The 21550-nt window shown below is 64.5% G+C and carries 18 protein-coding genes; 11 read left to right on the forward strand and 7 right to left on the reverse strand.

Annotation, left to right across the window (positions count from 1 at the left end):
• Positions 1-117 precede the first annotated feature (117 nt).
• On the forward strand, positions 118-1827 hold the full coding sequence (locus ACEN9P_RS20410; protein ID WP_495620305.1) for a cation:proton antiporter domain-containing protein: 1710 nt from the start codon (positions 118-120) through the stop codon (positions 1825-1827).
• A gap of 4 nt (positions 1828-1831) precedes the next feature.
• Here the strand turns inward: ACEN9P_RS20410 and ACEN9P_RS20415 are convergent, their stop codons facing one another.
• Positions 1832-2449 carry a DJ-1/PfpI family protein gene (locus ACEN9P_RS20415; RefSeq protein ID WP_495620306.1) on the reverse strand — a complete coding sequence of 206 codons (618 nt, stop codon included), beginning with the start codon at positions 2447-2449 and terminating at the stop codon, positions 1832-1834.
• A gap of 94 nt (positions 2450-2543) precedes the next feature.
• Between ACEN9P_RS20415 and ACEN9P_RS20420 the strand changes: the two genes are divergently transcribed.
• Positions 2544-3878 (forward strand): aminotransferase-like domain-containing protein, encoded by a 1335-nt coding sequence (locus tag ACEN9P_RS20420; protein ID WP_495620307.1) that lies wholly within the window; start codon positions 2544-2546, stop codon positions 3876-3878.
• Between the two features lie 3 nt (positions 3879-3881).
• On the opposite strand, the gene ACEN9P_RS20425 is transcribed toward ACEN9P_RS20420, so the two are convergent.
• From ACEN9P_RS20425 to ACEN9P_RS20445, 5 genes are all read right to left on the reverse strand, one after another.
• Entirely contained in the window at positions 3882-4502 is a 621-nt protein-coding gene (locus ACEN9P_RS20425) for a 2-hydroxychromene-2-carboxylate isomerase (RefSeq protein WP_495620308.1), read from the reverse strand.
• A gap of 36 nt (positions 4503-4538) precedes the next feature.
• Entirely contained in the window at positions 4539-5258 is a 720-nt protein-coding gene (locus ACEN9P_RS20430; RefSeq protein ID WP_495620309.1) for a glutathione S-transferase N-terminal domain-containing protein, read from the reverse strand.
• A gap of 24 nt (positions 5259-5282) precedes the next feature.
• Positions 5283-5792: a cupin domain-containing protein gene (locus ACEN9P_RS20435; RefSeq protein WP_495620310.1), complete on the reverse strand. Its 510-nt coding sequence runs from the start codon at positions 5790-5792 to the stop codon at positions 5283-5285.
• Positions 5793-6203: 411 nt separating this feature from the next.
• Positions 6204-6599: an RNA-binding protein gene (locus tag ACEN9P_RS20440; protein ID WP_477715282.1), complete on the reverse strand. Its 396-nt coding sequence runs from the start codon at positions 6597-6599 to the stop codon at positions 6204-6206.
• 239 nt (positions 6600-6838) lie between these two features.
• Positions 6839-8656, reverse strand: a complete 1818-nt coding sequence (locus ACEN9P_RS20445) for a M14 family metallopeptidase (RefSeq protein ID WP_495622204.1) — start codon at positions 8654-8656, stop codon at positions 6839-6841.
• 187 nt (positions 8657-8843) lie between these two features.
• Between ACEN9P_RS20445 and dusA the strand changes: the two genes are divergently transcribed.
• The 5 genes from dusA (at position 8844) to ACEN9P_RS20470 (ending at position 16113) form a co-directional block, all read left to right on the forward strand.
• Positions 8844-9902, forward strand: coding sequence for a tRNA dihydrouridine(20/20a) synthase DusA (gene dusA, locus ACEN9P_RS20450; RefSeq protein WP_495620311.1), 1059 nt, complete (start codon positions 8844-8846; stop codon positions 9900-9902).
• The gene (locus ACEN9P_RS20455) at positions 9895-10842 is read left to right on the forward strand and encodes a DMT family transporter (protein ID WP_495620312.1); all 948 of its coding nucleotides are present in this window, start codon (positions 9895-9897) and stop codon (positions 10840-10842) included. The genes dusA and ACEN9P_RS20455 overlap by 8 nt, the downstream gene beginning before the upstream one ends.
• Before the next feature lie 452 nt (positions 10843-11294).
• Entirely contained in the window at positions 11295-13217 is a 1923-nt protein-coding gene (locus ACEN9P_RS20460) for a PrkA family serine protein kinase (protein WP_477662973.1), read from the forward strand.
• 53 nt (positions 13218-13270) lie between these two features.
• A complete protein-coding gene (locus ACEN9P_RS20465; protein WP_477701064.1) occupies positions 13271-14545 on the forward strand; it encodes a YeaH/YhbH family protein in 1275 nt (424 codons plus the stop codon).
• Positions 14542-16113, forward strand: coding sequence for a SpoVR family protein (locus ACEN9P_RS20470; RefSeq protein ID WP_477662974.1), 1572 nt, complete (start codon positions 14542-14544; stop codon positions 16111-16113). The genes ACEN9P_RS20465 and ACEN9P_RS20470 overlap by 4 nt, the downstream gene beginning before the upstream one ends.
• A 17-nt stretch (positions 16114-16130) precedes the next feature.
• Here ACEN9P_RS20470 and ACEN9P_RS20475 read toward each other — a convergent pair whose 3' ends face one another.
• On the reverse strand, positions 16131-16766 hold the full coding sequence (locus ACEN9P_RS20475; RefSeq protein WP_477663015.1) for a GntR family transcriptional regulator: 636 nt from the start codon (positions 16764-16766) through the stop codon (positions 16131-16133).
• Positions 16767-16975: 209 nt separating this feature from the next.
• Between ACEN9P_RS20475 and scpA the strand changes: the two genes are divergently transcribed.
• Genes scpA through ACEN9P_RS20495 form a run of 4 tightly spaced genes read left to right on the forward strand, consistent with a single transcriptional unit; the run spans position 16976 to position 21522 of the window.
• Positions 16976-19141 carry a methylmalonyl-CoA mutase gene (gene scpA / locus ACEN9P_RS20480; RefSeq protein WP_495620313.1) on the forward strand — a complete coding sequence of 722 codons (2166 nt, stop codon included), beginning with the start codon at positions 16976-16978 and terminating at the stop codon, positions 19139-19141.
• Entirely contained in the window at positions 19104-19625 is a 522-nt protein-coding gene (locus ACEN9P_RS20485) for a GNAT family N-acetyltransferase (protein WP_495620314.1), read from the forward strand. The genes scpA and ACEN9P_RS20485 overlap by 38 nt, the downstream gene beginning before the upstream one ends.
• The gene (gene meaB / locus ACEN9P_RS20490) at positions 19625-20653 is read left to right on the forward strand and encodes a methylmalonyl Co-A mutase-associated GTPase MeaB (protein ID WP_495622205.1); all 1029 of its coding nucleotides are present in this window, start codon (positions 19625-19627) and stop codon (positions 20651-20653) included. The genes ACEN9P_RS20485 and meaB overlap by 1 nt, the downstream gene beginning before the upstream one ends.
• Complete coding sequence (locus ACEN9P_RS20495; protein ID WP_495620315.1) at positions 20650-21522, forward strand: alpha/beta hydrolase family protein; 873 nt, start codon at positions 20650-20652, stop codon at positions 21520-21522. Before meaB ends, ACEN9P_RS20495 begins: the two co-directional genes overlap by 4 nt.
• The last annotated feature ends 28 nt before the right edge of the window (positions 21523-21550 follow it).

Raw genomic sequence — 21550 nt, forward strand, 5'->3', positions numbered from 1 at the left:
TGTAGTAAATTGAACGGACGTGTTCTACGGGGACAGCCCGCCTGCCGGGCTGCGTCGCAGGCCTTCCTTGGAGTCTTGATGGGCTCTTAACCGTTTTCTAAAAGGAATCCCTCCCGCATGCCCCACAGCGTCTCCCTGATCAGCACCATCGCCGCCGGCCTGGGCCTGGCCTTGATCTTTGGCTTTCTTGCCGTGCGGCTGCGTTTGCCCGCGCTGGTGGGTTATCTGCTGGCGGGCGTGATCATCGGGCCCTTCACGCCCGGCTTTGTGGCCGACGCGGAGATCGCCAGCCAGCTCGCTGAAATCGGCGTGATGCTGCTGATGTTCGGCGTGGGCCTGCATTTTTCGCTCGACGACCTGCTGGCGGTGCGCAAGATCGCCGTGCCCGGTGCCGTTGTGCAGATGACGGTGGCCACCGCGCTGGGCATGGGCCTGGCGCACTGGTGGGGCTGGAACCTGGGCGGCGCGCTGGTGTTCGGCCTGTCGCTTTCCGTGGCCAGCACTGTGGTGCTGCTGCGCGCGCTGGAAAGCCGCGGCATCCTCGATTCGGTCAACGGGCGCATCGCCGTGGGCTGGCTGGTCGTCGAAGACCTGGCCATGGTGCTTGTGCTGGTGCTGCTGCCGCCGCTGGGCGGCTGGCTGTCGGGCAAGGTCGATGCCGACGTCAACGCGCTGTGGAAAACGCTGGGCATCACCTTGCTGCAAGTGGGCGGCTTTGTGGCCCTGATGCTGGTGGTGGGGCGGCGCTTTTTCCCCTGGGTGCTGTGGCAGGTACAGCGCACCGGCTCGCGCGAGCTGTTCACGCTGTGCGTGGTGGCCGCCGCCGTGAGCATCGCCTTCGGCGCCACGGCGCTGTTCGGCGTGTCCTTCGCGCTGGGCGCCTTCTTCGCCGGCATGGTGATGCGCGAGTCCGAGTTCAGCCACCGCGCCGCCGAGGAGTCGCTGCCCCTGCGCGACGCTTTCGCCGTGCTGTTTTTTGTGTCGGTGGGCATGCTCTTCGACCCCTGGGTGCTGCTGGAGCGGCCGCTGCAGGTGCTGGCCGTGGTGGCCATCATCATCGTCGGCAAGACACTCGCGGCCGGCGCGCTGGTGCTGGCTTTCCGCTACCCGCTCAACACGGCGCTTACGGTCTCGGCCAGCCTGGCGCAGATCGGCGAGTTCTCCTTCATCCTGGTCGGCCTGGGTGCCTCGCTGGGCCTGCTGCCGCCCGAGGGGCAAAGCCTGGTGCTGGCCGGCGCCCTGATCTCCATCGCGCTCAACCAGCTGGTGTTCAAGGCGGTGCAGCCGCTGCAGCAATGGATACTGGCGAAGTCGCCGCTGGCGCGCAAGCTCGAGGCGCGCGACGACCCGACCGCCGAACTGCCGGCCAGCACCGACGAAAAATATCTGTCCAACCACGTGGTGCTGGTGGGTTATGGGCGGGTGGGGCGGCGCATTGCCGAGGCGCTCAAAGCGCACCACGTCCCCTTTGTGGTGGCCGAGCAGAATCGCGAGGCGGTGGAGCGGCTGCGGGCCGAGGGAACGGCCGCCGTGTCAGGCGACGCCGTGGAAGCCGAAGTGATGGTGCAGGCTCATATCGCGCAGGCGCGCATGCTGGTGATCGCCACGCCCGACACCCTGGACGTGCGGCAGATGGTGGCGACGGCGCGCACGCTCAATCCTGCCATTGAAATCGTGGTGCGTACCCACAACGAGGCCGAAGCACGGCTGCTCGACAGCGAGAAGGCCGGCAAGGTCTTCCTCGGCGAGCAGGAGCTGGCGCAGTCCATGACGCGCCATGTGCTGGAGCGTTCCGGCGCGGCCGCAGCGCCGGACGCAAGCCACTAGTGCCTCAGGCCGTGGCGAGCGGCGTGTCGATGAAAGGCCTGATGTTGCGCATCGCGCGCGCGACGTAGTCTTCCTTCTCGCCCACGGGCGCGACGTAATGCATCGCGCCGTGCGCCTCCGCCAGGCCCACCAGGCGGGCAATGACCCAGGCGGCCAGGTATTGCGAGGCCAGGCAGCCGCCGGCCGTCGCCACATTGCCCTTGGCCACAAAAGGCTGGTTCAGCACGGTGACGCCGGCTTCCTCGACCCAGGGTTTGGTCGTCAGGTCGGTGCAGGCCGGCACGCCGGCAACCAGCCCGAGTTTTGCCAGCACCAGCGTGCCCGAGCACTGCGCGCCCAGCAACTGCCGCGAAGGGTCCAGCCGCAACTGCGCCATCAAGGCCGCATCGGCCACCACCTCGCGCGTACGCATGCCGCTGCCGACGATGACCGCGTCGGCGGCGCTGGCTTCGGCCAGCGATGCCTGCGCTTCAAGCACCACGCCGTTCATGGACTTCACGCGCGCGGTGGGGCTGGCAATCGACACGCGCCATCCCGGCTTCCTGACGCGGTTGAGGATGCCGAGCGCTATCAGCGAGTCGAGTTCATTAAAGCCTTCAAAGGTGAGGATGGCGATGTGCATGGTGGCGGTTTCTCCGTGGTGTATGGATTCAAGTGGAACCATCGTAGACATGCTACGCAATACAATCAAATGATTGTCATGGATACATCGCCCTATGGCCCAGGCCCGCTACAAACAACTGGTTGATACGCTCGCAGCGGACATTCGCGCGGGGCGATTGCCGCCGGGCACGCGCCTGCCCACCCACCGCGGGCTTGCCGAAGAGCATGGCCTGGCGCTGGTGACGGCGACGCGCGTTTATGCGGAGCTCGGGGCCATGGGTCTGGTCAGCGGCGAAACAGGCCGCGGCACCTTTGTGCGGGAGAGCACGCTTGCGCGCGAACTGGGCATAGACCAGCACGTCGTGGCCTCGGGCATGGTGGACCTGAATTTCAACTACCCGTCGCTGCCGGGCCAGGCCGAGCTGCTGCGAGAGGGCTTGCGCCAGCTCGCCGCCTCCGGCGACCTGGAGGCCCTGTTGCGCTATCAGCCGCACGGAGGGCGCCCGCATGAGCGCGCGGCCATGGCGCGCCACCTCGCATCCCGGGGCTTAAGTGTGAGTGCGGACCAGGTGGTGATTGTGAACGGCGCCCAGCAAGGCCTGGCCATCACCGCCATGGCGCTGCTGCAGCCGGGCGATGTGGTCGCGGCCGATGCGCTCAGCTATCCGGGCTTCAAGGTGCTGGCCCAAGCGCATCGCCTGGAGCTCGCGCCGATTCCGGCGGCCGGCAACGGCCCCGACCTGGACGCGCTGGAGCGCCTGTGCCGGCGCCGGCGTGTACGCGCCGTCTATGCGATGCCGACGCTGCACAACCCCCTGGGCTGGGTCATGGGTCCGAGCCGCCGGCGCCAGCTGGTGGCCATTGCCCGGCGGCATGGCCTGCTCATCATCGAGGATGCGGCCTATGCTTTTCTCGCCCAGGACCCGCCAGCCCCGCTGGCGGCGCTGGCCCCCGAAATTACGGTTTATGTGTCGGGGCTTTCCAAGAGTGTGGCAACCGGCTTGCGTGTCGGCTTTGTTGCCGCACCGGCTGGGGACGTTCCCAGGCTGGAGCGCGCGATCAGGGCCAGCACCTGGAATACGCCCGGCGTGATGACGGCGCTGGCCTGCGGCTGGCTGGAAGATGGCACGGTCGCCCGCCTCGAATCGGAAAAACGCAGCGACGCTGAAGCCCGCCAGGCGATTGCCGCCGAGGTCTTCGCGGGGCTGCGCTGTGTGCGCCATCCGTCCTCTTATTTCGTCTGGCTTCCGATGGCGGAGGAACAGCGGGCCGACAAGCTTGCCGCGGCGCTCATGCGCGAGGGGATATCGGTGTCCACGGCCGAAGCCTTCGCCACCACCGCCCAGGTGCCGCATGCCATCCGCCTGGCCCTGGGATCGGTGGGGCTGGAAACGCTGCGTGAGGCGCTGCAAAAAGTCAGGCACGCGATAGACGCGCAAGCCTGGTGAGTCCTAGTTCTTCGCCCTGGCCCGCAGCACGGCCGAGCGCACCAGTGCCAGCCTGTCGTTGCCGAAATACATGTCTTCGCCCACAAAAAAGGTGGGCGAGCCGAAGGCGCCGCGGCGTATGGCTTCGTCGGTGTTGGCCTTGAGTTGCTCCTTGATGTCGGGCCGGGCGATGCCTGCCAGGAAAGCCTCGGCATCAATGCCCACCTGCCGGCAAATCGCGGCCAGCACCTCGTCCTGCGAGATGTCTTCCTCGCGCGTGAAATAGGCCGCGAAAGTGGCTTCGATGAAAGCGAGGTAATGCGGCTGCGCCGCGGCATCCTGCGCAATCCACAGGCAGCCGCGCATGGCCTTGACGCTGTTGACCGGGAATATTTTGGGCGGGAAGGCGATCTTCAGGCCGGCTTCGCGCGCGTTGTCGCGCACGTCCTTGAGCATGTAGCGGTTCTTGGGCGTGTCCATGTCTTCGCGCGACGCGTAAATGCCTTTGTTGACGCTGTTGAAGATGCCGCCCACCAGTACGGGTTTCCAGTTGATGGTCTCCTCGAGTTCGGCCGCCAGCGGCTGGATGTTGCGAAAGGCGATATAGGTCCAGGGGCTGGAGCAGTCGAAGAAAAATTCAATCATGGTGTGTCTCTTGGGGGCTGTTTTTTGTGGGGGAAGTCAGGACATCTTGTGCGCGCCCTCGCGCACGCTTTGCGAAGTTTGGCCGAACAAGGCTTTGCGCGCCTCTTCGGTCAGGGCCGGCGCACGCAGCTCCTTGCCCAGGTCCAGCCCGCGTTTGACGGCCAGCCTCTCGAACAAGGCGTCGTACCAGCGCTGCATATGCGGGAATTTTTGCAGGTCCACCTGCTGCGCCTTGTGGGTGCGTACCCAGGGGAAGATGGCCATGTCGGCAATGGAATAATCGGCGCCGGCCACAAACGCGCCCGTGCGTGCCAGCTGCGCATCGAGCACCCCGTAAAGCCGGTCCACCTCCTTGCCGTAACGGTCTATGGCGTAAGGGATCTTGTCGGGTGCGTATAAAAGAAAGTGGCCGTTTTGCCCGGCCATGGGGCCCAGCCCGCCCATCTGCCACATCAGCCACTGCAGGGCCTGGTAGCGCTCGCGCAGGCCCGTGGGCAGGAAACGGCCGCTTTTTTCGGCCAGGTAAAGCAGGATGGCGCCGCTTTCAAATACCGCCACGGGTGCGCCGCCGCCGGCGGGCGCATGGTCGACGATGGCCGGCATGCGGTTGTTGGGGCTGATCGCCAGGAAGTCCGGCGCGAACTGCTCGCCCTTGCCGATGTTGACGGGGTGCAGGCGGTAGGGCAGGCCGCATTCCTCCAGCATGATGGAGATCTTCCATCCGTTGGGCGTGGGCCAGTAGTGCAGGTCAATCATGGGAATCCTCCAAAGTGAAGTGCGTCAGGTCAGGTACGCCAGCTGCGGGTGGTCGGCGGCGAGACGCCGGGCTTCGCTGCCGCCCGGCGCCATCATGCTGAAGTCCGAAAAATCAAAGCCCGGCCCGACCATGCAGGCCACCAGTGTGTAGCCCGCGGCATCACCGGCCCTGGGCCTGGCGGCCTGCCACAAGCCGGCCGCCACTACATGCTGGGGCAGGGCGGCGGCGCTCACGGGGCCCAGGGCGGCGCTGTGCAGGCGGCTGTCCGCCGCGTCCCAGGTCCAGAGCTCCAGCGGCGCGCCTTCCAGGTGCACCCACACCTCGTCGGACAGCACGCGGTGCCAGCGCGAGTGCTGCGCGGTTTCGAGCAGGAAATAAATCGAGGTCAGGGCGCTGCGCGCGGGCCTGCCGTCCTGCGGCATGACCTGGCCCGCGGAGCGGAACACCTCGCGGTACCAGCCGCCTTCCGGGTGGGGCTGCAGTTGCAGCTGTTCAATCAGTTGCCGGGTGCGGGGCGTCGGTGTCGATGGCATGAGGCGCAGTGTGCCTGAGAACCTGTTTACGGTCTAAACGGGGCCGCGCAAACCCCTTCTCGAGATGGGATGCAAGGCGCGGCGCGACGCCCATAGTTCACCTATGGGCTAGCGCCGCAACGCCGCAGACCGCCCGAGAAAGGGTTTGCCCTCCGGGTTGGGGTGACGCAAACGCGGTCGCGTTTGCATCCCCGTTGGGGCAGCCGCACGACGCCCAGCCGGCCGGCTGGGCGGTCGGGCGATTGAGCCACCCAGGCCCTTGCATGGGCATTAGCCCATGCGGCGTGCCCGGTCGGCCCACTCATCCCGATTGCACCCCAACGCGGTCCCGTTTAGACCGTAAACAGGTTCTTAACCCGCCAGGGCGTTCAATCGGCAAGGATTGCCCCCGCATCTTGCGGGGCAGCCTCTCTATTCGAGGTCTTCGATGGCCAGGCTGTGGTACTTCTGCGCATAAGAGAAAGGCACTTTGCGCACCACCTCCATGATGCGCTCCGTGGCGTCCTTGTTGGGCACGGGAATCATCAGCGCATGGTGGCCCTCGCGGGCCAGGTCCACGTATTTGTGGACCGTGGCGCCTTCGGTGCCGACGCGCGGCAGGCGCACGTCCGAATGGCCGTCGGCGCGGCTGATGTCGGCGATGATGTCTTCGGGCGTCAGCAGCATGACGCCGTCGCTGGCCACTTCCAGCTCATGCGCCACATGTCTGGCGTCGTCGGCGTCCGGGAACATGATGAAGGCGTATCCGGTGGGGTAAAACACACCGCCCATACTGAGCATTTTTTTGGTCAGCTCAAAGTGCTTCATGGCGAGTCCTTTCATGCATTGCGTTGCAACAACGAATCATTAAGGCGCGGAAACTGGGTATTTCCGGTCAGCGCTTACATCCTCTTCCTGTAAGACGCAGTCGTCAAGATGTGCCCAAGGCTTATCTCTTATGCCAGCATGGGCCGCGGAACCGGCTTTGCCGGGCCGCAGGCGCAGCGCCCCCCTTTATGTGAGGAATGGGGCAGCGCGCCGCAGGCTCGAAGTGAAAAGCGTGGGGGCTACAGCTCTTCGAGTTTGATAGTGGGCTCAGCCATCACGCGCACCGTGCTTTGCAACCCTTGCAAAATCTGGTTGGCAAAAAAGCTGCTCTGGGTATCGGGCTCCAGCGCCGCCATCACGAGGTTGGCCATGGGCTGGTTGAGCGGCACGTAATAGCTGCCGCGCGGCACGTCGACCACGCCGCGCGCCAGGCTGACCTGCACCTTGATGATGGCGTTGCCGTCGGCGATGGTACCGCGCACGTCCTGGCGCTCGCCCGAGGTGCTGGCCGTTTCGCGGTAGCTGTCGCCCAGCATGGAACCCTGCTCGGCCACGCGCAGGACCTGCACGCCGTGCAGGCGCAGCCTGTCGACGGCCACGGTGGACGCGGCCGACAGCCAGTAGCCGCAGGGGCGTGCCCGGGCCTTCAGGGTGCGCAGCGCCAGCGCGGAATCCCAGTCCACGCTGACGGCTTTGTCGGCGCCGGTGACCGGGTCCAGCATCAGCAGTTCGTACTGGGCGGCGGTGGGGGCGGCTTCGACGATGGCCTGCTCCTTGCAGGCCTGGGCGCTGACTTCCTTGTCGAGGTAGGGGCGCAGCTGCTGCAATTCATTGGCGCGCTGGGCGGTGCTGGCCAGCACGCTGGAGATGGCCGTGACCTGGGTATGCACTCGCCGCTGGATGTGCAGCCGGCCTATGCCGACGCCGCGCGTCTCGACCAGCAGGCTGATGGCGTTTTTCAGCCCGTTCACGTTGCGGCCGGTGTCGGGCTGGGTGCCGCCCATGGAGATTTTTTTGTCGGCAAGGTCGCCGGAGGTGGTGTAGTACCACTCGCTGCTGAGGTTCTGGCCTTTGAGCGCGGCCAGCAGCGGGCGGCGGTACCACTCTTCGGCGGCCTTGGTCAAAAACTCGGGCAGGTTGGCGGTGGTGGCGTACTGGAACAGCGCGTCGAACTTCTGCACCGCGCCGAATTTCTGCAGGTAGCGGCCCACCACCGTGTATTCATGGGCATCGACCACCACGGTCGGCTTGTAGTCGCGGGCCAGCCGGGCCAGCGCCTGGGCTTCGGGCGTGTTCAGCAGCAGGTGGTCGCGGTTCATGTCCAGCCCGCCGCTGGTGGCGCGCTGGTCGATGGCGGCGCCGTCGGGATTGCCGCGCGGAACGATGACCACATTGATGCGCTCGAGCGCCGGCTGCAGCAGGCCCTGCGCGAGTTCGCGCGCGATCACCAGCAGCGCCTCACTGCCGGCCGGCTCGTCGCCGTGCTGCTGGCCGACCAGCAGCACCGTGGGCTTGCCGGCGGCCTGCATGACGGCCGGGTCCGTGCCACCGGCGCGCGTCAGCACCAGCGCCTCCAGCGCTTCGCCGCGCTGCGAGCGGCCTATCGGCAGCACGCTGGCCCGCAGGCCCGGCGTGCGCGTGGCGGCCGCTGCCTGTTCGCGCAGCCAGGCCTGGATTTCGGCCTGGGTGGTGAAGCTGCTGCGGCCTGCCTGCAGGCCGGGCGTGTTGTAGGTCACCGAAGGCGCCGGGAAGCGGGCGGCAACGGCGGCGCTGTAAGGGGCGGGCGCCTCACCCTGGGCGGCGGGCGGGGAGGGCTGCACGGCCGGGGCTGCCGGTACGGGCGTTACCTGCACGGCAGCCGGCGGGGTCGGGCGCGGCGCGGCGGGAGCCGGAGCGACACCGGCGGGCTGTGCCGAAGGCGGTGTCCATGGCGGCAGCGGAACCGAGGTGCAGGCAGCCAGCAGGGCCAGCGGCGCGAGCAGGGTCAGCGGGCGCAGGCGGTGAAGGTAGGGGGCGGGGCGTTGCGTGGTCCGGGTTCGCGGCATGGTGGTCGTCATGGATTTTTGCGTCTCAAGCATGGCCTGGTGCTACAAAGAATGGAGCGCTCATATTACCCGGCTTGCCGCCCCGGCCGCATGGTGGTTTGATGAAAAATGGCGGTTGCCCGCACATGTAACGGCGCCGCCGGCGCCGGCGCAAAACCCTTGGTGCCGCGGGCCGCGGCCTTTCTGGGAAAATGCGGCCATGCCTCTTGCGGTTTCCACCACTTCTTTCTCGCACCCTCCGGGCGCCGGCCATCCCTGGCGCCTGAGCGTGGCCCCCATGATGGACTGGACCGACAGGCATTGCCGCCACTTCCACCGGCTGCTGTCGCGCCATGCCTTGCTCTACACCGAGATGGTGACCACGGGCGCACTGATCCACGGCGACGTGGAGCGCCATCTGCGCTTCAATGCCGAAGAGCATCCCGTGGCCTTGCAACTGGGCGGCAGCGAACCGGCCGACCTGGCACAGTGCGCCAGGCTGGGCGAGCAATGGGGGTATGACGAAATCAACCTCAACTGCGGCTGCCCCAGTGAGCGCGTGCAGCGCGGCGCCTTCGGCGCCTGCCTGATGGCCGAGCCGCAGCTGGTGGCCGATTGCGTGAAAGCCATGGTCGACGTGGTTGCCGTGCCGGTCACGGTGAAGCACCGCATAGGCATCGACAAGGGCGAGAGCTACGAATTTGTGCGCGACTTTGTGGGCACGGTCAGCGAGGCCGGCTGCAAGGTCTTTATCGTGCATGCCCGCAACGCCTGGCTCAAGGGCCTTTCGCCCAAGGAAAACCGCGAGGTCCCGCCGCTGCGCTATGAACTCGTGCACCGCCTCAAGCGCGAATTTCCGTACCTGGGGATTTGCATCAACGGCGGCATCAACACGCAGGAAGAGGTGGCCGGGCACCTGGCCGCGCTTGACGGCGTGATGATAGGCCGCGAGGCCTATCACAACCCCTGGTGGCTGGCGTCCTGGGACAGCGCATTCTTCGGCGCCGCCGAATCCCCGCTGAGCCGCGAGGCCGTGGAGTCGCAGATGTGCGACTACATGGTGCGCGAGGCCGCCGAGCATGGCACGCCCAGGAGCGCCATCGCGCGCCACATGCTGGGCCTGCGCAACGGCCTGCCCGGCGCGCGGCGCTGGCGCCAGGTCTGGAGCGACCATCGCCTGCGCGACATGTCGCCGCATGCCGTGATGGCGCTGGCGCATGAAATGCCGGCTGTATCGCCATCGGCGCTGGCCGATGCCGCCACCATGGCCCATGCCTGATTCCGCGCAAAAACAGGCGCGCCGGGCGCTGGCCCTGCTCTGGCTGGTGCCGGCGCTATGGACGGTCAACTACATCGTGGCGCGCAAGGCGCCGGGCGTGATAGGCCCTTATCTGCTAGCCTTTGGCCGCTGGGGCCTGGCGGCGCTGCTTCTGCTGTTGCTGACCCGGTCCGAGCTGTGGCGCCAGCGGGCGCACATCGCCAAGGTCTGGTGGCAGTACCTGGTCTTGGGCACCCTGGGCATGGTGATTTGCGGCGCCTGGGTTTACCAGGGGGCGCGTTCCACGGGGGCGATGAACATCGCGCTGATTTATTCGGCCTCGCCGGTGCTGATAGGCCTGGGCGCGGTGGTCTGGCTGGGCGAGCGCCTGAGCCTGCGCCAGGGTCTGGGCGTGGTGCTGGCCATTGCCGGCGTGGTGCATGTGGTGGTCAAAGGCCAGTGGACCGCGCTGGCCGGCGTGCAGTTCTCGGCCGGAGACCTGTGGATCGTGGCCGCCACGGTGTCCTGGGCGGCTTATGCCTTGCTGCAAAAGCAGTGGCCCAGCCCGTTGGGCGCCACGGCCCGCCTGGCCGCCATCTGCATAGGCGGCACCCTGGTGCTGCTTCCCTTGACGGTGTGGGAAATGTCACGGCCGCAAGCCTTGCCGCTGAGCGGCTACGGCCTGTGGCTGATTGTGGTGGCCGCGATTGTGCCGGGGCTGGGCGCCTACTGGATTTACGGCTGGGCGCAAAAAATCCTGGGCGCCAGCCGCGTGGCGGTGTCGCTGTATCTCGGGCCTTTGTATGCGGGGCTGGCCGCCTGGGGTGTGTTGGGCGAACCGTTGGGCTGGCACCACGCGGTGGGCGCTGCATTGATCTTGCCCGGCGTATTTTTTGTAACGGGCGCCGGCAAGGGGCTGACGAAAAAACATTCAAGGCCCATACTGACAGAAGGAACTTGAAATTCCTGACACGCGTTGGCGACTTCGGCTTGCGTCCTGCTGTTTGTTCGCGCAACGTGTGTGCATGAGTTTTGTCTTTTGAATGCGGCCGCATCTTGAAATGGATAGCGGCAAGCAAATCGCGTTCTCAACAAAATCTCCCGGAGCTGTCTGATCATCTGCATGATCAGCTATTGAAAATATAGCAAGCTCAACGACCGGCATGACAAGCGCACACCGCTACCGGCATGTGCACACACGCATACACATCAGTCGCATTCGTTAAAAAATACGCTGTACCTATTCGCGCATTTGGAAAATAATGGAGTCGATAGTTCGTTGGAACTTTCCATTGAAGTCTCGATCTATCAGTCAGCTGGTGTGAGACAAAAGTTCGATGCATAGCGCGGAATCTGGAGCAGGTTTCCATCTCGAGTCGGGGTTCTTCGGTACCCGCGCGCAAAGGAGGATTTATGGATGTCGTCCGTAATTTTCTGACGCGTTATGAACAGACGCGAGAAGAGGAACTGTCCATCGAGGACTACCTCGATGCCTGCAAGCGAGATCCCCTCGTCTATGCCACCGCGGCCGAGCGCATGCTCGCTGCCATCGGCGAGCCGGAGCTGCTGGATACCCGGCACGACCAGCGCCTGTCGCGCGTGTTCGGCAACAAGGTCATCAAGATTTACCCGGCATTCAAGGATTTCTACGGCCTGGAGGATCCCATCGAGCAGGTGGTTTCCTACTTCCGCCATGCCGCGCAGGGCCTGGAAGAGAAAAAACAAATCCTGTACCTGCTGGGCCCCGTGGGCGGCGGCAAGTCGTCGATCGCCGAGCGGCTTAAACAGCTGATGGAGCAGGTGCCCTTTTATGCGCTGAAAGGCTCGCCGGTCAATGAGTCGCCGCTCAGCCTGTTCAACAACACCGAGGACGCCCCCCTGCTCGAAGCGCAGTACGGCATTGCGCCGCGCTACCTGCAGCGGGTGATGTCGCCGTGGGCGGTCAAGCGCCTCGAGGAATACGGCGGCGACATCCGGCGTTTTCGCGTGGTCAAGCGCTTTCCTTCCATCCTGAAGCAATGCGCCATTTCCAAGACCGAGCCCGGGGACGAGAACAACCAGGACATTTCCTCGCTGGTCGGCAAGATCGACATCCGCAAACTGGAAACCTATGCCCAGGACGATCCCGATGCCTACAGCTATTCCGGCGGCCTGTGCCTGGCCAACCAGGGTTTGCTGGAATTTGTCGAGATGTTCAAGGCACCCATCAAGGTGCTGCACCCCTTGCTGACAGCCACCCAGGAGGGCAACTTCAAGGGCACGGAAGGCTTCGGCGCCATTCCCTTCGACGGCATCGTGATGGCGCACTCCAACGAAAGCGAGTGGAAGGCCTTCAAGAACAACCGGAACAATGAGGCTTTCCTGGACCGGATCTACATCGTCAAGATTCCGTACTGCCTGCGCGTGTCGGAAGAAATCCGGATCTATGAAAAACTGATTCACAACTCCTCGCTGCGCGAGGCCATCTGTGCGCCCGGCACCTTGAAGATGATGGCGCAGTTTGCCGTGCTGACGCGCCTGAAGGAACCCGAGAGTTCCAGCATCTTCAGCAAGCTGCAGGTGTATGACGGCGAAAACCTCAAGGACACCGACCCGAAAGCCAAGAGCTACCAGGAGTACCGCGACTACGCGGGCGTCGACGAGGGCATGAACGGCATCTCGACGCGATTTGCCTTCAAGATCCTGTCCAAGGTGTTCAACTTCGACTCCACCGAGATCGCGGCCAACCCGGTGCACCTGATGTATGTGCTGGAGCAGCAGATAGAGCGCGAGCAGTTCCCGCCGGAGACCGAGCAGAAGTACCTGGCCTACATCAAGGAAATCCTGGCCATGCGGTATGCCGAGTTCATCGGCAAGGAAATCCAGACGGCTTACCTGGAGTCCTATTCGGAATACGGCCAGAATATTTTCGACCGCTACGTGACTTATGCCGATTTCTGGATCCAGGACCAGGAATACCGTGACACCGATACCGGGGAAATTTTCGACCGCTCGGCGCTCAATGCCGAGCTCGAAAAAATCGAGAAGCCGGCCGGCATCAGCAACCCGAAAGACTTCCGCAACGAGATTGTCAATTTTGTGCTGCGCGCGCGCGCCAACAATGCCGGCAAGAACCCCTTGTGGACCAGCTATGAAAAGCTGCGGACCGTGATCGAGAAAAAAATGTTCTCGAATACCGAGGACCTGTTGCCGGTGATTTCCTTCAACGCCAAGGCCAGCGCGGACGAGCAGCAAAAACACGAGGACTTCGTAAACCGCATGGTCGCCAAGGGCTATACCACGCGCCAGGTCCGCCTGCTGTGCGACTGGTACCTGCGGGTGCGCAAGAGTTCCTGAGTCCATGGCGCGCCGCGGCGGGTGCGCCATGTGTCATGTGTATCTGACCGGAGATCACCGTGCTCCAGCAAGTCATTGACAGGCGGTTGTCGGGCAAGAACAAGTCCATAGGCAACCGCGAGCGCTTCCTGCGCCGCTTTCGCGAGCAGATACGCGATACCGTGCGCCGCGCCGTCGCCGGCCGCAGCATCCATGACATCGAACAGGGCGAAGACGTCACCCTGCCGCGGCGCGACGTGTACCAGCCGGTGTTTGAGCACACCGGCGGCACGCGCGAGAGCGTGCATCCCGGCAACCGCGAATACGTGCGCGGCGACCGCATCGCCAAGCCGCAGGGTGGCCGCGGCGGCGGCTCGGGCGGCGAGGCCAGCCCCGACGGCGTAGGCGAAGACGACTTTGTCTTTCGCATCACGCGCGAAGAGTTCATGCAGTATTTCTTTGACGACCTCGCGCTGCCCGACCTGATTCGCACCCAGCTTCTGCCCGATGCGCCGGAATGGAAGTCGCGCCGCGCCGGTTTCATCTCGGACGGAACGCCGACCAACCTGCACATCGTGCGTTCGCTGCGGGTGGCGCTGAGCCGGCGCATCGCCATAGGCGGGGAAACCCGGCGGCAATTGCATGAGCTGGAGGCGCAGCTGGCGCTGGCCGAGCGCGGGGCGCCCGCCTTGCCGGGCGAGATTCTGGCCCTGAAAACGCAGATCGACGTGCTTCGCCGGCGGCTCAAGACCATCCCGTTTTTTGACCCCTTCGACCTGCGTTACCGCAATCGGGTCAGGGTACCGCAGCCCAGCGCCAAGGCGGTTATGTTCTGCCTGATGGATGTCTCGGGCTCGATGGATGAAACACGCAAGGACATCGCCAAACGGTTTTTTATCCTGCTGTACCTGTTCCTCAAAAAGCATTACGAGAGGACAGACGTCGTCTTCATCCGCCACCACACCCAGGCGACCGAGGTGTCCGAAGAGGAGTTTTTCCAGTCGACCGAGACCGGCGGTACCGTGGTGTCCAGCGCCCTGGCCTTGATGCACCAGATCATCCAGGAGCGCTACCCGCCCGGCGACTGGAATATTTACGGCGCCCAGGCCTCGGACGGCGACAACTGGCACCAGGATTCGGCCCGCTGCCGCGAACTGCTGGTCGGCAAGCTGCTGCCGGTGTCGCGGTATTTCGCCTATGTCCAGGTCGGTGAAGAAGACCAGAACCTCTGGGAGGAGTACACCCAGGTGCAGGAGGACAACCGGAACTTCGCGATGCGCAAAGTCGCCGCCGCCGACGAGATCTTTCCGGTGTTCAGGGAACTGTTCAAAAAAGGCGTCAAGCCATGACAAAGACCAGTGCGAAAAAGCCTGCCGAAGTCGCGGCCCCGGGCTTGTCCGGTGTATCCGGTACAGGGCGCCGGCGCGCCTGCCTGCCCAGCCCGTCCGACTGGTCCTTCGAGTTGATCGAGCTCTACCACGGCGAGATTGCGCGGACGGCGAAGTCCTTCGGCCTGGACACTTACCCGGTGCAGCTTGAAGTCATCACCGCCGAGCAGATGATTGATGCCTATGCGTCGGTGGGCATGCCGGTCAATTACCGGCACTGGTCCTTCGGCAAGCAGTTCATCTCGACGGAGAAAAATTACCGCCGCGGCCAGATGGGGCTGGCTTACGAGGTCGTGATCAATTCCAACCCTTGCATCGCCTACCTGATGGAAGAAAACACCATGCCCATGCAGGCGCTGGTGATGGCCCATGCCTGCTACGGCCACAACTCCTTCTTCAAGGGCAACTACCTGTTCCAGATGTGGACCGATGCCGCCGCCATCATCGATTACCTGGTCTACGCGCGGGCCTACATCAGCGAGTGCGAGGAGCGCCACGGCTGGGAGCCCGTCGAACAGTTGCTGGACTCCTGCCATGCGCTGATGAGCCATGGCGTGGACCGCTACCAGCGCTCGCAGAAGTTGTCGCTCGCGGAGGAAGAGAGCCGGCGCAAGGACCGCGAGGCCTATTTGCAGCAGCAGCTCAACGACTTGTGGCGTACGGTGCCCAGATCAGCCGACAAGCCGGCAGAAAAGCCCAGTCGCCGTTTTCCGCCGGAGCCGCAGGAAAACATCCTGTATTTCATCGAAAAAAATGCGCCCCTGCTGGAGCCCTGGCAACGCGAGGTGATCCGCATCGTGCGCAAGATAGGCCAGTACTTTTACCCGCAGCGCCAGACCCAGATCATGAACGAGGGCTGGGCCACGTTCTGGCATTACACGCTGCTCAATACCATGTACGAAGAGGGCTTGCTGACCGACGGATTCATGATCGAATGCCTGCGGTCGCACACCAACGTCATTTACCAGCCGCCGGTGACACACCCGGCCTATAGCGGCGTCAACCCCTATGCGCTGGGGTTTGCCATGTTCACCGACCTCAAGCGTATTTGCCAGTCGCCCACGGATGAAGACCGGCTGTGGCTGCCGGATGTTGCGGGCTCGGACTGGCGGGAGACGCTGGATTACGCGATGCGGCATTTCCGCGATGAGAGTTTCATCGGGCAATACCTGTCGCCCCATTTGATACGCGAGTTCCGCCTTTTTTCCGTGGTGGACGATGCCGGCCAGCCTGAGCTGGAGGTGGCGGCCATCCACGACGCCGACGGTTACCGGCATGTGCGCGAGGCGCTGTCGCGCCAGCATGACCTGAACTACCGCGAGCCCAACATCCAGGTCTGGGACGTGGACGTGCGCGGGAACCGCTCACTGACGCTGCGCCACAGCCGCCACAACGACAGGACGCTCACCGACGACGTCCAGGAAGTGATCAAGCATGTTGCGCGCCTCTGGGGTTTTCGCGTGCTGCTTGAAAGCGTGGACAAGCACGGCAAGGTGGTGCAGCACTGGGAGGCGCAGCCGCAGGCCTGACGCCTGCCTTGGGCCTGTCAGGCTGCCGCTTCCAGCCCGTTCCTGAAATGTTCGCGCATGCGCTGCGCGGTGGCCTCGGCGTCGCGCGCGGCCAGGGCCTGCATGATGGCGCGGTGCTCGGCCAGCGACTCTTCGATACGGCCGCTCTTGAGCAGCGAGTTGTGGCGGTTGAGCTTCATCACCTTGCGCAGGTCGGCCACCATCTGGTCGCGCCAGCGGTTGTTGGCGATTTCCAGCAGCCGCATGTGAAAGGCCTCGTTGATCTCGAAAAAGCGCTCGCGGTTGCCGGCGGCTTTTTCAAGTTCCTCGTGCAGGCCCTGCAGTTCCTTGAGCTGGGACGGCGTCGCCTGGGTGGCCACCACGCCGGCCGCGTCGCTTTCGAGCAGGGCGAGCAGGTGGTAGACGTCGGCCAGGTCGCGTTCGGAGACTTCCGTCACATAAGCGCCGCGCCGCACCTTCATCGTGACCAGGCCCTCGGTAGCCAGCACCTTGAGGGCCTCGCGCAGCGGCGTGCGGCTGATGCCGTATTCCTCGGCCAGCTTGAGTTCGTCTATCCAGCTGCCCGGCGCCAGCTCGCGGCTGAAAATGCGCTGGCGCAAAAGCTCGGCGACTTCTTCATAAAGCGCTCGGGGAGTCAGGGACACGGCGGCCATGGACATAGGGGTGTTTTTTGGGTGGGGCAGGAAGCTTCAGCGGGCGCTGCTTCCTGTCAGCGCTGGCGGTATCTTAACTGAAACTGAATTTTGCATCAATAATTATAAATGATGTAAACTTGCCCCCGATTCATGTATTCACCTTGGCTTGAGCCTATGCTGCTGGCATCGCAGCTTCGGCCTCAAGCACTGTACGGTAACAACATCCCATGTCCAAGCCTCATTCCGAACCTGAATTTCCCGCTGCCAGCCTGGAGGCCTGGGCCAAGGCAGCCGCCAAGTCGGCGCCTGGCGGCGATCTGGGCGCGCTCAACTGGCAAACGCCGGACGGCATCAGCGTCAAGCCGCTGTACACCGCCGAGGACGTCAAAGACCTTCCCCATACCAACACGCTGCCGGGCTTTGAGCCCTTTATTCGCGGCCCGCAGGCCACCATGTACGCGGTGCGGCCGTGGACGATTCGCCAGTACGCGGGCTTTTCCACCGCCGAGGAGTCCAACGCCTTTTACCGCAAGGCGCTGGCCGCCGGCGGGCAGGGTGTCTCGGTGGCCTTCGACCTGGCCACGCACCGCGGCTACGACAGCGACCACCCGCGCGTGACCGGCGACGTGGGCAAGGCTGGCGTGGCCATCGATTCGGTCGAGGACATGAAGATACTGTTCGACCAGATCCCGCTGGACAAGGTCAGCGTCTCCATGACCATGAACGGCGCGGTGCTGCCGGTGTTGGCGGGTTATGTGGTGGCGGCCGAAGAGCAGGGCGTGAGCCAGGACAAGCTGAGCGGAACCATACAGAACGACATCCTCAAGGAGTTCATGGTCCGCAACACCTATATCTTTCCGCCCCAGCCCAGCATACGCATCATCGGCGACATCATTGAATACACGGCGCAGAACATGCCCAAGTTCAACTCGATCTCGATCTCGGGCTACCACATGCAGGAAGCCGGCGCCAACCAGGCGCTGGAGCTGGCCTTCACCCTGGCCGACGGGAAAGAGTACGTAAAAACCGCGCTGGGCAAGGGCCTGGACGTGGACGAATTCGCCGGGCGCCTGAGCTTCTTCTGGGCCATAGGCATGAACTTCTACCTGGAAGTCGCCAAGATGCGCGCCGCCCGCCTGCTGTGGTGCCGCATCATGAAGGGCTTCAACGCCAAGAGCCCGAAAAGCCTGATGCTGCGTACGCACTGCCAGACCTCGGGCTGGAGCCTGACCGAGCAGGACCCCTACAACAACGTGGTGCGCACCACCATAGAGGCCATGGCTGCTGTCTTCGGCGGCACGCAAAGCCTGCACACCAATTCCTTCGACGAAGCGATTGCCCTGCCCACAGAGTTCAGCGCCCGCATCGCCCGCAACACCCAGCTCATCATCCAGGAAGAAACCCACATCCCCCAGGTGATAGACCCCTGGGCCGGCAGCTACATGATGGAAAAGCTGACCCAGGACATGGCCGACGCCGCCTGGGCCATCATCGAGGAAGTCGAGGCCATGGGCGGCATGACCAAGGCTGTGGACAGCGGCTGGGCCAAGCTCAAGATCGAGGCCGCGGCGGCTGAAAAGCAGGCGCGCATCGACAGCGGCAAGGACGTCATCGTCGGCGTCAACAAGTACAAGCTCAAGACCGAAGACGCGATCGAATCGCGCGACATCGACAACGTGGCCGTGCGCGAAGGCCAGATCAAGAGGCTCAAGGCCATCAAGGCCGGCCGCGACAATGCGGCGGTTCAGGCCGCACTGGACGCCTTGACCGCGGCCGCCGAGAATAACAACGGCAACCTGCTGGACCTCAGCATCAAGGCCGTGCGCCTGCGCGCCACGGTGGGTGAGGTCAGCGATGCCCTCGAGAAAGTCTACGGGCGCCACCGCGCCGATACACAAAAGGTGACCGGTGTGTACGCTGCCGCTTATGACTCGGCCGAAGGCTGGGAAACCCTCAAGACCGAAATCAATGCCTTTGCCGAAGAGCAGGGCCGCCGCCCGCGCGTGATGATCTCCAAGCTGGGCCAGGACGGCCACGACCGCGGCGCCAAGGTGGTGGCCACGGCTTTCGCCGACCTGGGCTTTGACGTCGACATGGGGCCGCTGTTCCAGACGCCCGAGGAATGCGCCCGCCAGGCGATTGAAAACGACGTGCATGCGGTGGGCGTCTCTACGCTGGCTGCCGGCCACAAGACGCTGGTGCCGGCCATCATCGCCGAGCTCAAGAAGCAGGGCGCTGACGACATCATCGTGTTTGTGGGCGGTGTAATCCCGCGCCAGGACTACGACATGCTTTACGAGGCCGGCGTCAAGGGCATCTACGGCCCGGGCACGCCGATCCCGGCCAGCGCCAAGGATGTGCTGGAACAGATCCGCGCCGCTGTTGCGAAGTGAGTGTGCGGTGACCGACATCAGCATGCGCCTGTCCCTGCAGCCGGTTGTTGCCGCTGACTTCGAGGACATGCTGGCCTTGCGCATAGACGCGATGCGGCCCAGCCTGGAGCGCGTCGGCCGCTTTGACCTGGCACGCTCGCGCGAGCGGCTGGCGGCAGGCTTTTTTCCGGCTTACATGCAGCACATCCTGCTGGACGGCCAGCGCGTGGGGTTTTTCACGCTCAAGCCCGAAGGCGCCGCAGGTGAAATGGCCCTGCGGCTTGACCACCTTTACCTGCGCAGCAGCGCCAGCGGCCAGGGCATAGGTTCGTGGGTGCTGCGCCAGGTGCTGGCCCAGGCGCGCGAGCGCGGCCTGGCCGTCAAGCTGACCGCGCTGAAAGAAAGCGACGCCAACCGTTTCTATCTGCGCCACGGTTTTGTGCTGCGAGGCGAAGAGGGCGTGGACCTGCACTACGAATGGCCCGCAGCGGAGCGCGTGGCGTGATGGCCGCGCCTGATTTCCTCCAGGCCATCCTGGGCCCGGACGCCATGGCCCAGCGCCGTGCGATCGCCAAGGCCATCACGCTGCTCGAATCCACGCGTGCCGACCACCGCGCCCAGGGCGACGAACTGCTCACGGCCCTGCTGCCGCACACCGGCAAAGCCATGCGACTGGGCATCAGCGGCGTACCCGGCGTCGGCAAGTCCACCTTTATCGAGGTGCTGGGCCTGTACCTGATTGCGCAAGGCCATCGCGTCGCGGTGCTCACCGTCGACCCTTCTTCCTCCGTCTCGGGCGGCTCCATCCTGGGTGACAAGACCCGCATGGAAAAGCTCTCGGTGCATGAACGCGCCTACATCCGGCCCAGCCCTTCGAGCGGCAACCTGGGCGGCGTGGCCGAAAAAACGCGCGAAGCCATGCTGGTCTGTGAAGCCGCCGGCTACAACGTGGTGATTGTGGAAACCGTGGGTGTGGGCCAGAGCGAAACCGCCGTTGCCAACATGACCGACATGTTTGTGCTGATGCAGCTGCCCAATGCCGGCGACGACCTGCAGGCCATCAAAAAGGGCGTGATGGAGCTGGCCGACCTGGTCATCATCAACAAGGCCGACATCGACGCCGATGCGGCCATGCGGGCCGAAGCCCAGATCACTTCGGCCATGCGCCTGTTCGGCCTGGTCAACAACGCCATGAGCAGCGAGCAGGCCGCCAATTTCGACAAAAACTGGCACCCGCAGGTGATACAGCTCAGCGCGCTGCACAACAAGGGCGTGGACCTGTTCTGGGCGGCCGTGACGCGGTTCAAGGACTTGCAGGCCGCCAGCGGCCAGTTCGCCGCGCGGCGCCAGCAGCAGTCGCTTTCCTGGATGTGGGAGCGCATAGATGCAGGCCTCAAGCAGGCCTTTCGCCAGGACCCGCAGGTGCGCGAGCGCTTGCCCGGCCTCATCGCCGAGGTGGCGCGCGGCGAAGTCGCGGCATCCACTGCCGCACGCAGCTTGCTGGCCCTGGCGGCCAAAGGAGGGAAAGCATGAAAAAGACACTCGTTCTTTGCGCGCTGCTTCTGCAGGCCTGCATCGCCTGGGCCGGCGGCATGGCGGCCGGCGAGCCGGGCAGCTTTGTCTTCACCGACAAAGGCTTTTTCGCGGACAAGCCTGTCACCGTGTATTACTACAAGGCGCGTAGCGCCGGGCCCGATGCCAGGGTAATGATGGTGATCCACGGCGCCGAGCGCCAAGGCTCGCGCATGCGCGACAACTGGCTGCCTTTTGCCGAGAAAAACAAGCTCATCGTGCTGGCCCCGGAATTCGACGAGGCGCGGTTTTCCTCGCGGCTGTTCAACATGGGCGGCATTGAAAGCCGTGACCGCAGCCAGTGGTCCTTCCAGATCGTCGAGCACCTGTTTGATTTTCTCCGCGCCGATGAGGGGTTGTCGGCCACCGACTACCTGCTGTTCGGCCATTCGGCGGGCGGGCAGTTTGTGCACCGCTTCATGCTGTTGACGGAGGCGCCGCGCGTTTCCGTCGCGGTGGCGGCCAATGCCGGCAGCTACACCATGCCCAGTTACCCCGGCCTTATGGACGACAAGTTTCCTTATGCGCTGAACGAAAGCATCGTCAGCCCGGACAAGCTTAAGCAGGTCTTCGCGCGCAAGCTGGTGGTGCTGCTCGGCGAGGCCGACATCCAGACCGACGCAGCCAACCTGCCCAGGGCCAGGCAGGCCGCGGCCCAGGGCGTGAACCGCTTCGAGCGCGGCAGCAACTTCTTCGCGCAGGCCCAGGCGCAGGCGCAGAAGCTGGGAACGCCGCTGGCCTGGGAGCGCGTCACCGTGCCGGGCGTGGGGCACGATTCGCGCCGCATGAGCCAGGCCGCCGCGCGCCTTTTGTTTGAACCAGCCCGGTAAATTTTTTCGTCCAAATAGCGGAACACAC

The organism is Polaromonas sp. Polasp52, from assembly GCF_059491565.1.

Coding starts and splice junctions, on each gene's coding strand:
- ACEN9P_RS20410 (WP_495620305.1), top strand. CDS start 118: ATGCCCCACAGCGTCTCCCTGATCAGCACCATCGCCGCCGGCCTGGGC.
- ACEN9P_RS20415 (WP_495620306.1), bottom strand. CDS start 2,449: ATGCACATCGCCATCCTCACCTTTGAAGGCTTTAATGAACTCGACTCG.
- ACEN9P_RS20420 (WP_495620307.1), top strand. CDS start 2,544: ATGGCCCAGGCCCGCTACAAACAACTGGTTGATACGCTCGCAGCGGAC.
- ACEN9P_RS20425 (WP_495620308.1), bottom strand. CDS start 4,502: ATGATTGAATTTTTCTTCGACTGCTCCAGCCCCTGGACCTATATCGCC.
- ACEN9P_RS20430 (WP_495620309.1), bottom strand. CDS start 5,258: ATGATTGACCTGCACTACTGGCCCACGCCCAACGGATGGAAGATCTCC.
- ACEN9P_RS20435 (WP_495620310.1), bottom strand. CDS start 5,792: ATGCCATCGACACCGACGCCCCGCACCCGGCAACTGATTGAACAGCTG.
- ACEN9P_RS20440 (WP_477715282.1), bottom strand. CDS start 6,599: ATGAAGCACTTTGAGCTGACCAAAAAAATGCTCAGTATGGGCGGTGTG.
- ACEN9P_RS20445 (WP_495622204.1), bottom strand. CDS start 8,656: ATGACGACCACCATGCCGCGAACCCGGACCACGCAACGCCCCGCCCCC.
- dusA (WP_495620311.1), top strand. CDS start 8,844: ATGCCTCTTGCGGTTTCCACCACTTCTTTCTCGCACCCTCCGGGCGCC.
- ACEN9P_RS20455 (WP_495620312.1), top strand. CDS start 9,895: ATGCCTGATTCCGCGCAAAAACAGGCGCGCCGGGCGCTGGCCCTGCTC.
- ACEN9P_RS20460 (WP_477662973.1), top strand. CDS start 11,295: ATGGATGTCGTCCGTAATTTTCTGACGCGTTATGAACAGACGCGAGAA.
- ACEN9P_RS20470 (WP_477662974.1), top strand. CDS start 14,542: ATGACAAAGACCAGTGCGAAAAAGCCTGCCGAAGTCGCGGCCCCGGGC.
- ACEN9P_RS20475 (WP_477663015.1), bottom strand. CDS start 16,766: ATGGCCGCCGTGTCCCTGACTCCCCGAGCGCTTTATGAAGAAGTCGCC.
- scpA (WP_495620313.1), top strand. CDS start 16,976: ATGTCCAAGCCTCATTCCGAACCTGAATTTCCCGCTGCCAGCCTGGAG.
- ACEN9P_RS20485 (WP_495620314.1), top strand. CDS start 19,104: ATGTGCTGGAACAGATCCGCGCCGCTGTTGCGAAGTGAGTGTGCGGTG.
- meaB (WP_495622205.1), top strand. CDS start 19,625: ATGGCCGCGCCTGATTTCCTCCAGGCCATCCTGGGCCCGGACGCCATG.
- ACEN9P_RS20495 (WP_495620315.1), top strand. CDS start 20,650: ATGAAAAAGACACTCGTTCTTTGCGCGCTGCTTCTGCAGGCCTGCATC.